We start from the raw sequence: 17,266 nt of genomic DNA on the forward strand, positions 1-17,266 counted from the left end.
TGTCAAAAGCATTTGGACACAGCCCAATGAAAAAGCCAAACGCGCCATTACTCACTTTATCAGTTTGCCCGCTAAGCCAATTTTCTCGATCACTCTTTCAAAAATCGCAGTCACACTCCTTCAGCCGAAAAACAGCTTAATACGATTTTTCTCACCTTCCTGCCTTAAACCTCTTTGCAAGGATCTACATATCAAACGTATTCCCATCATTTTTAAATTACAACATAAGATAAAAGGTTTATCAATGTCTAAAAGTCAATACAAAATGGATAAGATAAGTGATGTTCTACAAAAAATGTGCATATCAACTCTTCTGCAAAGACTAAACATTTATAACCCACACTTGCTTATTAACAATGGCACTGATTTGGCTTTTATTGGCAAGGATAAAATCTTAAAGCGCTTTGTTCATCGTAAAAATATCCTCTCTTACATGCAAATTAAAAGCTGTTTAGAAATACAGCTTAAATTCTGCAAACTCTATCATCATATTGCGAGATCTCTTCATGATTGGAAAATTCATAGTATTAACGCAATAACGTTTCTCACAAATAGCGTTTTAAAAACTGCTCCTTTGCAGAAAATTGACAAAATGATCACGTTGGTATACATGGCAATTCTTGGTGATGACAGTGAGGTGAGACCTAAAATATCAAAGCCACATGGAAAAGCCGCAACGTGGAGGAGTAGGCATGGCCTCTTTAGGCGATAAAGAATTGTCCGATACACTTGTTGGTCTTTATGACGACTATCAACGCGGTTTTGATATTGGAGAAGAGCTTAAATTGTGCGTGGATTTGGCTTTATCTCTTGAATTGGAACTGAGTATTCATCGTTTAAGCGAAGCAGATGCACTTTTGAAAAAAGAAATTATACAAACCTTGCACCGTCGCAAAAATATTCATTCTAATGAAGATGAAACAATTGATGAGACGGACACAATTATTCATATGGATTTTGAAGAACGCAATTAAAAAAATATAGCAGGTATGAGAGAAGCGGATTGTTCTGCTCTCTATTATTTTTATTACATTGATTTATAAAGATAATCACTATCCCTATTGAATAATAACCCCGCATATCCTAAAATTCTCTCCATTCAAATCTAGAGCTCTTGAACCCATTAAAACCATTTGTTTGCATGCCACAAGCGGGAGTGCCGTGTAGATAAAACAAAGAAAGAAAAAATACCTCTCATAAATGCTCTCAGGCGCTAAAGAATATCGTAACATTGGGAGCTGGCAAATAGTATGATGATGCTGCTTGCTCAAACATAAAAACTTTTCAAAATTTTAAAACGCTGTGTTAGAAAACCATCGCATAATGAACTTAATCAAAAAGAACTCTTGATGCTTTCTTGGTAATGCATCAACACAACTTGCATTTAAAGCATCGATAAAATTTATGCTTTATTCGTTAGCTTCCTTAGCATTCACTTCCCCTTTAAAAGCAAAATATGAAAGCTCTCGCAACTGTTTGTGAATAATACTTAAATACAATTTATTGTTTTCCATTCTTGTAAAATAGGGTGATGAGCGTACCAATAACAGCAATCATACCTTGAAAAAAGTATATCGACTGAGATGAGATGCTGTTGGTATCACTTGCCATAAAGAGATAAACTCCAAGAATAAAGCAGCCAGAAAGACCATTAAAACTTGCTTGTAATCTTCCTTGATATTTGGGATCACAAGAGAGTTGCGATAAAGAAATCGAAAGAGCCCAACTTGAAAGTCCAAATCCAATCATGAAATAAACAGGAAAAACAATGTGTGTCTGTGTATTAACAGACAGAATAATAAGACCGATAGCCATAATAGCTAATAAAAGTGCCAATGTTTTCCTTATAGAGAAAGCTTTACAAAGAAGTGGCGAAAAAAGCGCACCGATAAATGCACCCGCAGAATAAAGCGCTTCCAATATTGCAAAGATCTTGTTATCTGCTTTTAAAATCTCTTGCGTATAAGGAACCAGAATAACAGGAATGGTCATCAAAAGAGTCATAATAATCATCTGGCTTACATAAGGCATAAAAAGAGCCGGATTCTGCTTAAAATAATGAAATGACGCTATATAACTTTTCCACCAATTGAGTTTATTTTGATTTTCATATTTTCGCATTTCAGGTACTTTCATTGCCAAGTTAAATAAACCAGCAATAATAAAGAATATACCACCTATGAGAAGCGTTCCTTTTGTTCCTGCATAGGTGAGTATAAATCCACTTACCCCCATACCCACGATGGTGCCAAGTTCATAAACCATATCGATTGTCGCATTTGCATTAACAAGCTGTTCTTTTGGAACAATACTTTGGATTAAAGGTACAGCTGATGGCATATAAAAAGAGACAAAAATACCTAAGCAGGTAGACAAGACCATCAATTCAATTTCTATACCCAATTTCCCAAATATTACCCAAGCCACGAGTATCATCCCCCTGACAAGATTTGAAATCATAATCTGCATTTTACGATTGTATTTATCCGCCAATACGCCAAAAACAGGTGCAAAAATAATGCTCGGCATCCAGAGAAAAAACATGAGAAGCGCTACACCACGAATTGAACTTGTCTGATGGTAGGCAAGCCATGACAAAGCGATATAATTTAGCCCATTACCAAATGTAGCAAATAAGCCGCTCAACGTAAAATAGAGAAAAGTCCTACTTTCCAATAAAGCAGCGCGTTCTTTCAAATTTGCCGCGAACATAAATTCGCTCCCTTCATATCAATATTATTTGCTCTATATTGAAATCCCTTTTAAAAGATATGCTTTTTTTACAATTTTATATTTTAGCCAGTTAAATTAAAAACTCTTCGCTTGGATGCTTTTAAAATGTTCATTTTGTCATAATGTGACTCACTTTTCTATGAAAATAAAGCACCTTAGATATAAGGTTAGATCATTTTACAATAACAAAGATTCATAAACATCACTGCTCTCATTGAATATTTACACCGTAAACACAAAATAGTCGTGTTGAAATAATTGCTCTGCTCGTACCAAAGGATAGCAGCCACAAATCAAAGATTTGCGAAATCTTACCGAGCTAAAACTGGTGTCATTTTATAGATATCAAGGAAAAACTATAGCTTCTACTCTGAACGAACCTTTGCCATTTCATCTCTCACGCATCTATGAAAGGCAAGAGGATATCAAATTCCCCCCAAAAAAAGAGACGTTATTGCCTTCATCTTTCGTTTACTCTCTGTATGCAAATATGTTTGAGTATATCCATACCTGATCGTGCTTATAGCGCTACATTTAATGTAAAGAATGAAGATATTATCATCATGATAAATATAGATCATTTTTCTAACACTGTATCCCTCTTGCCAAAAATCTTTCAAAAAAGTATTTTGCGATTTAATGATAGATAATTTTTCAGTAAAAAGCTTCAAATATTCAAGGAAATATTTTTCCAGCACATATCAATTATTATGACATCTTTAGAATTTCCTATATAAGCTTTAAGCCAATAATATAAGAAGAATATACCGCAGATAGGTTTTTATATTACATTTATGCATTGGCCAAAACAAACCTTATCTATATAGTGCCGTATTTGATTATGGATTGAAGAAACAGAATTAGTTCCATCAATTACAATAAATCGCTCATCCATTTCTGACAAAAGTTGATATACTTCACAAACTTTTTCAATAAATGAGAGTTTTTCTTCGTATTTTAAGATTAAACCATCCCTTTTTTGCAACCGTTCTATAATCACAGCAGGCGGTAAATGAAGGTAAAATGTGATATGAGGTCTTGGAATAGATTGATTTAATTTCACCACAGTTTCAAGAGAAAGATCTCGCGCATAAAAATAAGCAAGACTAGAATAAACATATCGATCGCTGATTAATAAATTTTTTGATGACGTTAAAGAGGGCTCGATAATTTCAAGCGTATGTTTGCGTCTATCTGTCGCGGCTAAAGCCCTAAAAGCAATGGATCAATTTGTTTTCCATTATCTAAATAATCTCTAACCTCTGGTTTATTTCTATACCAATTACTAGGCTGAAAAGTTTGTATTATATGTCTTTCTTGTGAGTAATGGCGAGAATTTTTTTTGTTTGAGTTGTTTTTCTACTCCCATCAAATCCACATAAAGCAATAAAAGAGCCAGAATATTTTTTTAGAGACCACATGGAATTATAAACATCTTTATTAAGATACATTTTATCTATTAAACCATCCATTCTTTAAGTCATTTGATACGCAAAATCTCTTTAGATATGTTTAAATTCATCACTCGTTACCAGAGAGAGGCATCAAGAATATCAAGTTCCTTTAGTGTAAGAGACTGAAATTTTTGAACATTATTTGCAACGAGAGACATATTTTTAAACTTTATATTCAATGAAGCCTTTTGATTCAACAAGAGATAAGAGACGCCACTTTACTGAAAATACCAGCCCCCCGCTCCTATGAAGATAAATTAAATTTATCTTGCATTGATGTTTATAAGCCAGTTTATAACACTTCACCTCATTACTATTTATACTCATATACTCTTTTTATACCTTGTATATGAAATATGCTTATTTTATTAAACCACAGTCATAAGCATTTCAATATAACATAGAACTCTTTCTGCACGAAAAACGAAGATATTAAGCATACCCCCAACTTTATAGGGAGTATAGGCAATCCTGATATTACCATATATTGGTCAATACCGACTATTGCTCCCAAAATGGCATGAGAAAATATCAACTTTGATAAAGCGCTTTATAAATTTCAGAATTCACCCTTCGCTAGGGATGCTTCTATAAATGCTATAATCTTCCTCACTATAAACACATAGAGACAAATTCCATATATTTAGCATCTCACATTTTTGAAAATTTTTGACTTGAGTTTTCTAATAGCGTACAAATGCGTGACCTCATCTTTTTCATTCCAGTATTCGAATTTGATCGTTCCCATCTAGTGAGCTATAAATTCAAGACTCGCTCAAAACATTGAAGCGATAATCGCACTAGAATTGGGACGGATTTTTATTGGAATGTATGAAATTTCTACCTGATTATAATTGCATTGCAAAAGAGATCATTTAAAGAAAAATGTGTGTATCAATTTTATCGAATGAAAGAGAGACAATACTAAAGGATAGTACTCATTTCGCCCTTTTGCAGAATTTATGCTTACTAGCCAAAGAAGAGCTTCTCAATTATTTTGGCAACAATTATAAGGGAGGGTACTATGATACAAAGCGTTCAGCCAAAAAATGAAAAATTTGACGGATTGGCTGATGATTATGATCGCTATCGTCCGCGTTATCCTTTTGCCTTATTGAACACTATGTTGCTTCCTTTTAAGAATAAAAAGCATTTGTCTATCGTGGATGTGGGAGCTGGAACAGGCATTGCATTAGAGGGAATTGTTAAAATTCTAGGAAATGAACACCAATATCATGCTATCGATGTCTCAGCAGATATGATTAAGCAGGGGCAAAGAAAGTTTCCTTTTGTGCAATGGTATCAAGGCAAAGCTGAAAGCCTATTGCCCAAAATCGGTAAAATTGATCTTGTTGTTGCAGCGCAAGCGTTTCAGTGGATAGATCGCCCTCTGTTGCTTAGCACCGTCTCAAACCAACTCCGAGCTGGAGGTGTCATGGCGGTCATTCAAAATAATCGCGATTTTAAACAGAGCGAATTTCTCAACGCTTATGAGACATTATTAGAGGAGATGAGCCCTAACTATTCCCGTTATTATCGCCATTTTGATTTTTTACAGGAAATGCGTGATGGTTTTGCGGTAAATCCAGAAAAGATTTCTCTCCATACACACAATTGGGTGATGAAAATTCCATCTAACACCTTTATTGGTATGAGCCGCTCTTCAACGCAAGCACAACGCGCGATTGCTAGGCATGGAGACGAATATTTGCAGCAATTAGCTATATTGATAAAACAATATGAAGTACAAGGGAATTTGCAGCTTTTGTATCAAAGCGAGCTCTACATGTATGTAAGATAAGCTACCTCAGTTACCTTCACTTTCTTTCGGTATCCTAAAACAAATGATGCGAAAAAAATGCACGCATTACTCATATGCGCGTTTAAAAGCAGCGCACAGATTTTCCCCCTCAGGGCTTAAACGGACATCTCGTTGCATTCAATCTTACTGTCTACTACCGATGTTTGTACTCAACAGAGAACTTCTTGGCTATGCCATGATATTTGAAAAAAAATGTTATTTTATCTTCTACTTCATAATAATCAACCGATCGACAGACTGGATGAGAAAAAGCCTTTGTTACAGCCATGGTGTTCAAAGCTGTAAACGTCAAGTTTGGATGCATGAAAATATACGTTTTTTTACCAAGGAGGGATTATCCGAATGATGCCCTTTAAATCACCTGTCCATTATGGATATCAGCTAGAGTCAATTCAACGAACAATAGATACATTGCTTGTTTGGTTACAAGTACATTGCTTCTTAAACAAACCACTCAAAGGAGGAAACGGAAAATGCGTTTAAAGACAATGCGATGTATAGATTCAGTTCTAAACTAAAGGTTCTCTTCTTGATCCCTTAAAATGAAATTCATTCCTTGTCATCAAAGATATTTTTGTTCACACTGCATAACCTGCTATTTTTCAGTAAAGCTTTTGAGGATTGATCGCGTAGTGTCAGTGCTATAGAGACAGATGTTATCAAAGCATATTATTGCCTCTAAAAGAGAATACTCCATTCTGCTACATAATTAGCTTATGAATTCTTGACCTTTTCTTGAACCACCGCCCGTTATATACATTTGATATCCAATCTTGTCAAAAAGGAGCAAGGCAAGTCTTAAAGCATCACAGAACTATTGGTATGCTTCTTGTAAAAGCGTTTAAAGAAAATATTTCTTATATATTTTCAGTTTGATAAGAAGCTGTTATATAAACTTAACAACAACGATGCCGATCCATATAAATCCGTTGTATAGAATCCTCTAAAGCTCATTTATCGCGTGCCCAACTTGAAAAAAATACTCTGTAAAACCGTTAATACAACTGTGTCTTCAGCCTGAGATCATAAATGATTTTCTGCCCGATAACAGAAGTTGTCGTCACAGCAAAATCAAAGCTTATTACCGTAACGATCAATAGCAAAATTTCAACACCAAACATAAACATAATCAACCCTGAAAGCTTCATCTCAAGGGCATCGCTAAGCGTCTCTCTTCGTGAAGCGTCCCCTTATCGACAACGCATCAACACGCAGAGAAAATACTAAACTGCCCTCAATCCTTGAACATGAATTATCGTCATAAAAAAGATCAACGTTCAAATTTATATTATGTCCCTCTCAAAAAAACTTGAAATACTCGCCAATGCGTGTACTCATTATTTGTCGGCATGCATGTTGATTATCATATTGCATATTTTTAGACCTGCGGGCATAGAGGTTATAGGGGGGAGATATGCGCAAACAACTGATATTTCGGTTTTATGGTCTTGTTGTCCTGCTCTATCTTTCTGATATGGTGCTCTTTTTAAGTAATCTTTGGAATGCTTATCGTATAACATCCTCATCGGTTTTCCTAGGCGTAACCATGGCTTTGGCACCCTTACACCCTATCTTTTGAAAAAAAGCAAACTTGTACGCATTAAGTCCTCACTGCGGTTGGTAGATTTATACAAAAGGCGGATTATCATTTATAGTCTTCTTTTATTGATTGCCCTTTTTCATTATGTCGATTCCCCTTTTGGTTTTATTGCTGTCTCTATCTCTATTGGTTATCTTTCTTTGATCACTCTAAGCACACTCGAGACTTATAATACTAAACTAGCGCTTAGTGGTTATATTAGCGCGCAAAAGGCTTCCCGCATCATGCAAACAGTGGTGCAAATTGGTGCCTTTTTGGGAGCAGCATTGAGTGGTTATCTCTTAAAAGCAACCAGTTCACAAGGAATAGCAGCTGGAATCGGCTATAATGGCTTGATTGCAGCAATTTGTCTGTTTGATATTATCGTAAGCCTTGTGGCCGGTTATGTTATCTTTCGCGATGAATATAGCACCGATAATGCTACAAATGCTACGCCACTTGCAACCGAGAATATTCAAACAATACCACCAAAAGCAGATGGGCTCACTCCTGAACTAAAGCTTTTATGCGTCTGTATAAGCCTTATTGGCTTTCATGCTTGCGCCTATAATACACTGGCAACCATTCTTTTTCAAAGTGTGAAAAATTTTGGCTCTGAATATTATGGGCTTTGCAGCGCTGTTGCAGGTGTTGGCGCTTTTTTGGCTGCTTTTATTAAAATCCCTCGCTTTGAATTCATCCTCCCAGCCCTATTGTTGAGTGTAGCTGATGCCATTTTTAGCATCACCCAATTACCCTATTTGGCTGTGGTCTTTTGCTTTTTTATTGGCTTTTCGATGAATACCATACGAATTAATGCCCGCAAACATACGATTGAAGCAACCAAGACAGAAACTCAAGCAGAGCTGGTGGGAAGCTATAGCGGCATGCTTTATACTCTTTCCCAATCGGCTGGTTATGTTATCCTTGGTCTCCTTACAAGCTCTGCCCTTATGGGGCCACAAGCAGCTGTTTATCTTCTCCCCCCTATAGGGCTGATAATCTTTATTTATGTCCTTTTCCTTGTCACACAGCGGACCACAGCATGAGTAAACCCATTCTTATCGTCGATCCTTTCTCCACGGGTGCCCTCTATGGCCCTGCCTTGCAAAAATTAGGTTATGCTTGTTATGGCGTTGTCTCTCAACCAACTCTCTCTTCGCATCTCACGCTTGCTTATCAGGGTGATGGCATGGCAGAAGCAAAACTTCATAGTGTCGATGAAATCAAGCAGCGTTTTCCGATTAGCACGATAGAAGCCGTGGTGGCTGGTGCTGAAGTCAGTCTTTATTGTGCAGAGCAATTGGCTGCTTATTATGGTTGCCCTGGAAACAATCCCTTGACCACCGATTGGCGACGGAAAAAAGCAGCAATGCAAAAGCGCCTCCATGAAAATGGTTTGTCTTATATCCGCTCAAAAATTCTTACAAAAGACAATTGTGCTCTCGATGATTTTGAAAGCCACAGCGGCTATGTAGTGAAGCCCAATGCTTCTGCTGGAAGCGATGGTGTTTTATTTTTCTCCAACCGTGAGGAAGTGGAAGCGTGGATCTCTGGAATCGATTGGAGGCAGAAAAATATTTTTGGTATGCCTAATGAGGCTTATTTGCTCCAAGAAAGATTAGTAGGAGAAGAATACATCGTAGATGCCGTTGTAAAGGGAGAAGCTATCAAGATATGCAGTTTATCGCGCTATAAAAAGGGGCTCCATAATGGCAGTGCTTTTGTTTATGAATCGCTTGATGTGCTCGATGCTCAAGACTCTCTTTATGCTGATCTTATCTCTTATGCAAAAAAATGTATTAGCGCAGTGGGAATTGAATATGGACCTGCGCATATGGAAATCATGCAAACCGCTCACGGTCCCGTGATGATTGAAGTGGGAGCCCGCCTCCACGGAGGGATTGCACCCTCCTTGTTCGTGCATTGCTATGAAGATGATTTACTGAAAAGCTCTGTCAACCTTATTGCGGGGGTATTTTCGCAAACACCAAGCCGCTTTAAGAAAAAAGGACGTATTCTCTTTCTTATCAACAAGACTGAGGGCTTTATTATAAAAGATATGAACCTATGGCAGCAAAAACTTCATTCTTGCGAAAATGTGGTTCATTTTATGCTCTTTTTTAAAGAAAATGAACCTCTACCCATGACAATTGATTTAAATACCTGCCCAGCTATTATAGCAATTTTGGGCGAAAATGATGATGAATTATCGACCTTAGAGGCCTCAATTCGTAGCAATTTCTTATAAAATATAACAGTTTGGAGAAAAACAGGAATTCAGCAACACAAATAATGAGGAATAGAAACTAAAAATCGAAGCAGGTTGTTTTTAAAGAATTCGATGCGCTCATGAATAACAAAACTAGAATTTTCCCTGCCTATTCAGGGTGAATGGATAGCAAAAAGACATGCTCTGATTTGGATTCTACAACAAGTTGACCACAAAAATATGATGATCCCAAGAATAGAGCGCGGATGCAATACTTCTGCAGATAATAATATTGAATCCCCATCTTGCCCATATCATCTCATGGAGCACGATAATGACTAAGTTTTCTAAAATTCAATTAAATAAAAATATCTATGATATCTTAAAAATGATGCTGCCAAAACAAGGCTCGATAGAGATACAAAGAGATTTTCCAGGAAAAATACACGATTGGCATACCCATAAGGTCGATGAAACTCTCTTAATTATAGAGGGAGAGTTAGATTTTTTCTATAGTGAGAAGCGTATAACCTGTACACCAGGAAATATGATACATCTTCCTGCCAACACAAAGCATAAATCAGTAGCTGCAGATACAGGATGCATATATGCAATCGCTACGGAAATCCTTGCTCTTGAAAATGGTAGATAAATGCGCTCTCGTTGATTGCCTCTGATACAGGGGACCTTTTCGTCCCATTCCCATAAAGCTGTACTCCTTGGGTTTTGTGGCGGATCAAATCATTAATTTGACTGCTTCCAGCTCACATCTAATGTTAGAACCCCTTCGAGCATCGCATTGCGCTCGTCACAGTTCATTTTGCCCTATGTTCTATAATGAAAAAATAGATAATGTAGAAAAACACCTGACCACTCGAAAGTACTGAGTTTGTGCTATACACAGCCAATAACCTGAGATCATATTTTTTCATTTTACCTACCAAACTATCTGCAAGATGAAGGGTGCACCCTTATATACCTGTTTAGTTATAGCAAATGCTGTCGTGGAGCTGTTTATTATCCCAAGTAAAACCAGATGTTCTTCATGTGCAAATCAGAATCATATGAAAAATTTCAGTGTATTGATCAAGAATATTAAGAAAAATTCTATGCATAGTTTATTAGATCTATACAATACGGTTGCTGTTTTTTGGATTGTTCTTAAAGAAATGAAATATTTAATGTATTTTTTACCAATAAAAAATTATAGAAAAAAATTCTTCATGAAGCTTTCTGGATAAAAGATTGATAAAACTGATGCTCCATATAGGGCTATTGCTCTATTTTTTATAAAAGTATAAGTTTTCGCGTCTATCTCTTTCACAAAGTAATGTACTCATTACTTTATTCATTGTTGGTGTGGAATAAATGACGAGTATATGAGCATTTGGGTTTTTATTTAACGGTATAAGGATTTCAACAGGCGCCTTTATTGTATTTTATATGCTTGAAAAAGGCTTGACGCTTATTGATATCGGTATCATTAAGTCATTCCAAACCTTTGTCATGATGGTTACAGATATTCCTCTTGGATATTTTGCAGATAGAAAAAGTTATAAAATATCGATCATTTTAGCAGCGACTTTTGCAGCCAAATGGCTCTTTCTTATGGGCATTTCTACAAGCTTTTACGGTTTTCTTCTAGCAGAGCTTTTTAATGCATTATCACTTACATTGATTGCTGGTACCTATAACGCTTTACTTATTCAAGATGCAAAAACAAAACGTACATCTACGAAAAAAATGTTTGATCATAGCTCTCAATATAATTGCATTGGCATGCTTCTCTTTAGTTTGATCGGTGCATATTTTGCCGGTTATTCTAGCCAACACATATGGTATAGCTCTACATTTCTCATGATGAAGACCACAATATTCGGTTTGTTTTTTTGGATGATCTAAAAGGAGAGAAAGAAGCAAAAAAGCGACTTCTTTTATTTGTGGCGCAAAAGAGATGTTGTCTATTTTTATTAAAGTTTCTTATATTTCTCTCTGTTTTTATTTTTCACTTATTTTTTCAATATCTTTTCGCAGTATTGGCAGTGGATATTTAAAGATTATAATATCAATGTAAGTTATTTTTATCTTGGCTTAGTCTTCTCTCTTCTATTGCTCTCCCAGCTAATGGTTAGTTTCCTATTTAGAAAATTCAGTGAGAGAATGAATTTTGTTTTACTGCTGTTGCTTTCAGTTGCCATAATTTTGACAGTTGTTTTCTTTGAACCAAGAAAAGAAATTGTTGTTCTTTTAGTCTGTATGATTTTTTATTTCATTAAGCATACATATCTTCGTGTAGAAATTTCCCTGCACAACAGTATTAGCGACAGTCTTAGAGCCACATACGAGTCATTCTTGTCGACTATTGGAAGACTTAGTCTCTTGGTATTTTTTTACATGAGTGCATATATGGTCAATATATTTGGCTTTTTGTCGTTGGTTTATATTTTGGGTATATATTTACTTATTTATTTGCAGTGTTTTTTTAGAAGGAACTCTTAAAAAATCACACTGAGAATATTAGCTTATCATTATCACAAAGGTTTCACAGAAGACGGAGTGAAACGTTTAAATATCACGATAGAGCTTAGAATTTTCGACCACCAATCATATGACTTCCCATGAATCTATGGCTGTTTGAGTCTTTGGTGTATAAGCCATTAACTTTTCTGCTTTCAACCCAAACCCAGCACAGAAAATTTTCAGGCACCACATCATGTTCTTTAGGTTGATTTTGTAATGTGAGATAGAATACTGAAAGAGGTCCATTTCCTTTATAGTAAAAGAGGCTTGTGCATTGAACAGCACATCAACCAGTGGTAGGGTGATAAAATAGAGAATGGCTCATTCAGCAATTACTGCATTTTTCTGCAACAGTTCGGCCTGCTCTTCATCTATACTGGCTTAAAAAATTCTCAGCGTCTTGGATTTCATGGCTGTAGTGAATAGTAACCTTCTAGACCAAAATAAACGATTTAATCGAATCTCTCGAGCCCTTTAAAGGATCAATCCATTTAATATGTCTCATTTTTCCGGCATTCCTGTAACTTGCAGACTTTTATCTATCTATTCAAAAGCACGCATTTTGACTGGTCCACAAATAAACAGCACCCTCTATATCAATGACCTATAAAAGCATTCAGCAATGTAAAAAATTTAACAGGTAGATAATAAACAGTAAAATCAGCCAAAAGAAGCACAGAACCTAAAATGCCCAAACTTTTATATAACCTATTAATTTTATGATCGATGGCGGAGAGAGAGGGATTCGAACCCTCGATATGATTTCTCATATACACGCGTTCCAGGCGTGCGCCTTCAACCACTCGGCCACCTCTCCAGAGGTTTGCACACTATACCCAGAAAGAAATAACGTGCAAGTCTAAATTATAACTCAAAATTTAAAAAACAACTTTATTTCCCAAAATAAGATGCGATACTTGTTGAAACACAAACACATCCTCTCCTTTTAAAAAACAAATTTTTCCCGTGAATATAAACAGCTAAAATAAGATCACAAAATTACCATAAGTAAGCCATTTTTATCTCACATGTCATCTTCTCACTGATGAATAACACTATTGTTGATTACACTGCCTAATGTTTTTGAACAAAGCATTACTCAAAACCCATTACCCTTCATTGCATCTCATAATCAGCTAAATAAGTAACTGCTTTAATCTGTGGTTCTCCAATATTTAAATATGCTTCATGGATATAATAAAATTATTCTAACAAAAATGATTCATAATGCGCTTACTTTACCAAATTGCCAACTGGCGCACCCTTCTCCTCTTTAAATCTCTTATTGCTTTATCTCGTTGCTAAGAGCGCGTACAGCTCGCGCAGTCTCACACTGTAATGCTTTTTTTGCTAAAATTTTCATATCTTCAAAACTATGAGCTTGTAAGCACGCTTTGACTGAAGCAATATCACAGGATATCATAGAAAGTTCATTAATTCCCAATCCTGTCAAGATCATTGCTGCAAAAGGATCGCCAGCCATGCCACCACAAACACTAACCCAACACTCGTGTTTTGCTGCACCTTGAACCGTTTGATGTATCATGCGTAAAACTGCTGGATCAAGACTATCCGCTTCAGCAACGAGATAAGGATTTTGTCTATCAACAGCCATTGTATATTGTGTTAAGTCGTTGGTTCCAATCGAAAAAAAATCAACATAAGCACTTAAAATATCTGCCATAATGGCAGCCGCTGGAACTTCAATCATAATACCAAGTTTTAATTTTGGTGCATCAATATCGTTGCGAATTTCTTCTGTGATCTTTTTTATAGCAAAAATTTCTGAAACAGACATGACCATTGGAAACAGAATCCATAAATCTCCACCTTCTTTTGCAACTCGATAGAGAGCACGTAACTGAGGAACCAAAAGATCACGCCGTCGCAACAAAAGCCGCGTTCCCCTAATACCCAAAAAGGGATTGTCCTCTTTAGATAAATGTAAATGTTTAACCTGTTTATCCCCACCAATATCAAGTGCGCGAATAATTAATGGCTTATCTCCTAGAGCTGCAATCATCGCACGGTATACATCAAATTGGGCGTCTTCATCTGGAATATGTGGACTATCTAAAAACAAAAATTCTGTACGCATGAGCCCAACACCCTCAGCCCCCAAATCTAGTGCAATAGGAACCTGATTTGCGTAGTTGACATTAGCCATGATACGAATTCTTTGGCCATCTGTTGTTTGTACTGGTAATTTACACACACCTATCTCATAGTCACGCTTTTGCATGACAATACGCATCTGCCTTTGAGCATCTTCAATATCTTCAGGAGCAGGATCAAGATAAATAAACCCGTTATCGCCATCAATAATCGCTTCGATACCACACTCAACTGATAAAACATCTACACCCATAGCGACAACCATAGGAATACCAAGGGTACGCGCCAAAATAGACGTATGAGAGAGTGGACCTCCCCATGCTGTTGCTACCCCTTGTACTTTTGTACAATCAAGCTGTGCTACATCGGAAGGAGAAAGGTCATCCGTAACAAGAATAACATCACGTGGAATATCATTTAAAAAGAATGATCTATAGGATGGATTGATTTCTCCTAAAACACGACGACCAACATCAATTAAATTAACAGCACGTCCTGCTAATATAGGATTATCTATCTTAGAGAACATATCTGCAAATTGCTGAACTGCTCTATCCCAAGACCAAGCGACACCATGACCTTCTGCCATAAAACGATAAGCCTGAGCTATCAAATTTTCATCTTCAAGCAAAACCATTTGTGCAGAAAAAATCGCAGCCGAATTTGCACCCATACGCGCTGTAATATCAGCAATCACAGATGCCATTTTATGTTTTGTTTTTGTAAGAGCATTTTCAAGACACGATGCACCAGCTGCAAAACCTATGGGCTGATCTATGATGGAAATATCATTTTTCTTTAAAACAAAAATCTTGCCAAAAGCTAACCCTGAACTTGCCCCAACACCAGAGATCTCTTTTTGTCTGAAACGTGGATACCAACCATGAAAAGTCTTTGTTTGAGATTCCATTTCTCTCACCATACACTTTTCACTTATACTCACTTGCTTCACAACGGAAATCGCATTCTCAAGAAGTTGTGTACCTTCTACAGCATCCGTTGAAAAAATGAGAACATCACCGTTTTTTGCCCCTAATTGCAATAAACCAACCAAATTTTTCATTTCAACGGCATATTGACCGTGGCGAACTCTGATAGAACTTTGCGCTTTTTTCGCAAAATCAACCCAAAGAGAGGCTGGACGCGCATGAAGACCACTTGGATAATCTAACGTCCATGCTTGACACACTGAAAGATCACCTATAGACGCTTTCCCTATCTTCATATCCTGACCAAAAAGAGTTGTGACAATCTGTTGTTTATCACCAGTTGTTAAAAGTGTTTCAAGCCGTTCCTTATCAAATAAAAGATGTGTTAACTGTTGGCAAATGTCTCTATAGCGATCCGCACAAGCAGCAATGGCAATAACCAAACGCGCCTTATTTCCATCCCACCACTCAACACCAGCAGGAATCTGTATAACAGCAATAGCATCCCTGATGATCAAATCACCACTTTCAAACATTCCGTGGGGAATTGCTATACCATTCCCAAACCAAGTATTTGTTATTGCTTCACGTTTGAGCATACTTGCTAGATAACATTTGTTAACGGCACCAACCTGCACAAGCAATTCAGCAGCAGCATGGATCACATCATGCTTATGATCAAAAGTAGCTGCAAGCTGTACAGATCTAATAGACAAGATTCCACTCTCATTAAAATCTGTATCCATTGCCTCTACTTCCTCACATCTCATAATGAATCTAAACTGCCTCACATTTAAGTATAAATATGTTTGATCAATTTCATGCCAAAGCCGCAGTTCCCAAAAAGATAAATGATAAATAACACTACAATTTGCTTCTGGTATACCAAAGATAACTTAAGCAAAGTGTTTAAATACCCCAACATGACTGATTCAATAATTGGAGAACAACGGCACCCAAATTGCCCTAAAACTATCATAGGCAAATATGCTTCTTCTTCTGTTTCTGTACTTCACAAAGACAAATGTCCCACTCTTGACATACCCACTTACGAAAAAACTCTTTTTAAAATGCTCCCACACTCCAAGTTACCCTCTATAACTTGTTATTATTCCCCATACAAAGAAAGCAACTCCCCAATTATCCGCAACTTTAACTGATCTCCCTTCAACTAAACAAGCCATATTTCTCTCTGATCCAGTACGGAATCACAAATGCCTACACATCATTTCCCTCTTTAAAATCCGACGTCGCTAAATATCTCATAACATAAAATCCTCAACATATCACTTTAATGATATCATATGTTTTCCCTTCTCAAATCAATACTGCAACCCCATAGCCCCCTCTGTCTACGTCCCAATTCAGTATTTCTCCCTAAAAGTGTGTGAGATCGCTAAAGAAAAAAATTATAAAACGGAAAACGCTTTTAGCTTAGATCAATCTTCTCTTAAATACTAATAGAGTTTATGTTCATAACATGCCATAATAGATAGATCAAAAAAACTCGATATCACTGATTACATACCAGTCATTTCGATCATCTCAAACCACGCTTCCTTAAAGGTGATTTCCTCTCTTCTAGATTGTTCTTCCCTAAAAATATTTCATTTCAAAATTGTTTTGATCAACATTTTGTATAACCTATTTTACATATTTTTTCTCTCTCAAATGGATAACCTCATCACTATCTATAACCGTTTAAAGAATATTTATGTACACCCTTAACCTCTACAAATTTATTCACCCTTACCCAAATGATCATGCAAATATTCCCATAAAATTTCTCTAAAATTCTCTGAAAATATAAATTATTGAGCACTTTTTGCACGTCAAAAGAAAAAAACTTCTCACTGCTATCATACACCAATTTATCAGGAAATTCTATCACCGTATCAATGT

Annotated in this window: 10 protein-coding genes and 1 tRNA gene; 7 read left to right on the forward strand and 4 right to left on the reverse strand. The window is 36.4% G+C overall.

Annotated features, from left to right (window positions below):
- The first annotated feature begins 692 nt into the window (after positions 1 to 692).
- Positions 693 to 974 carry a hypothetical protein gene (locus PVV64_RS03935; RefSeq protein WP_273759692.1) on the forward strand — a complete coding sequence of 94 codons (282 nt, stop codon included), beginning with the start codon at positions 693 to 695 and terminating at the stop codon, positions 972 to 974.
- Between the two features lie 526 nt (positions 975 to 1,500).
- On the opposite strand, the gene PVV64_RS03940 is transcribed toward PVV64_RS03935, so the two are convergent.
- On the reverse strand, positions 1,501 to 2,712 hold the full coding sequence (locus tag PVV64_RS03940; RefSeq protein WP_273759694.1) for an MFS transporter: 1,212 nt from the start codon (positions 2,710 to 2,712) through the stop codon (positions 1,501 to 1,503).
- Positions 2,713 to 3,514: 802 nt separating this feature from the next.
- Positions 3,515 to 3,955: a dTMP kinase gene (tmk, locus tag PVV64_RS03945; RefSeq protein WP_342753409.1), complete on the reverse strand. Its 441-nt coding sequence runs from the start codon at positions 3,953 to 3,955 to the stop codon at positions 3,515 to 3,517.
- Between the two features lie 1,256 nt (positions 3,956 to 5,211).
- On the opposite strand from tmk, the gene PVV64_RS03950 reads away from it, so the two are divergent.
- From PVV64_RS03950 to PVV64_RS03975, 6 genes are all read left to right on the forward strand, one after another.
- On the forward strand, positions 5,212 to 5,988 hold the full coding sequence (locus tag PVV64_RS03950; protein WP_273759696.1) for a trans-aconitate 2-methyltransferase: 777 nt from the start codon (positions 5,212 to 5,214) through the stop codon (positions 5,986 to 5,988).
- Positions 5,989 to 7,423: 1,435 nt separating this feature from the next.
- Positions 7,424 to 7,588 carry a hypothetical protein gene (locus tag PVV64_RS03955; protein ID WP_273759697.1) on the forward strand — a complete coding sequence of 55 codons (165 nt, stop codon included), beginning with the start codon at positions 7,424 to 7,426 and terminating at the stop codon, positions 7,586 to 7,588.
- Positions 7,585 to 8,637, forward strand: coding sequence for a hypothetical protein (locus tag PVV64_RS03960; RefSeq protein WP_273759698.1), 1,053 nt, complete (start codon positions 7,585 to 7,587; stop codon positions 8,635 to 8,637). Before PVV64_RS03955 ends, PVV64_RS03960 begins: the two co-directional genes overlap by 4 nt.
- The gene (locus PVV64_RS03965) at positions 8,634 to 9,839 is read left to right on the forward strand and encodes an ATP-grasp domain-containing protein (protein WP_273759699.1); all 1,206 of its coding nucleotides are present in this window, start codon (positions 8,634 to 8,636) and stop codon (positions 9,837 to 9,839) included. Before PVV64_RS03960 ends, PVV64_RS03965 begins: the two co-directional genes overlap by 4 nt.
- 295 nt (positions 9,840 to 10,134) lie before the next feature.
- Positions 10,135 to 10,452: a cupin domain-containing protein gene (locus PVV64_RS03970; RefSeq protein ID WP_273759700.1), complete on the forward strand. Its 318-nt coding sequence runs from the start codon at positions 10,135 to 10,137 to the stop codon at positions 10,450 to 10,452.
- Positions 10,453 to 11,243: 791 nt separating this feature from the next.
- Positions 11,244 to 11,702 carry a hypothetical protein gene (locus PVV64_RS03975; protein WP_273759701.1) on the forward strand — a complete coding sequence of 153 codons (459 nt, stop codon included), beginning with the start codon at positions 11,244 to 11,246 and terminating at the stop codon, positions 11,700 to 11,702.
- Positions 11,703 to 13,047: 1,345 nt separating this feature from the next.
- On the opposite strand, the gene PVV64_RS03980 is transcribed toward PVV64_RS03975, so the two are convergent.
- Together PVV64_RS03980 and ptsP are read right to left on the reverse strand one after the other, a co-directional pair.
- Positions 13,048 to 13,137: transfer RNA gene (locus PVV64_RS03980), tRNA-Ser, on the reverse strand.
- A gap of 465 nt (positions 13,138 to 13,602) precedes the next feature.
- Entirely contained in the window at positions 13,603 to 16,110 is a 2,508-nt protein-coding gene (gene ptsP, locus PVV64_RS03985; RefSeq protein ID WP_273759702.1) for a phosphoenolpyruvate--protein phosphotransferase, read from the reverse strand.
- Between the last annotated feature and the right edge of the window lie 1,156 nt (positions 16,111 to 17,266).

This window comes from Bartonella sp. ML70XJBT.G, assembly GCF_028618575.1.
Taxonomy (GTDB): Bacteria; Pseudomonadota; Alphaproteobacteria; order Rhizobiales; family Rhizobiaceae; genus Bartonella.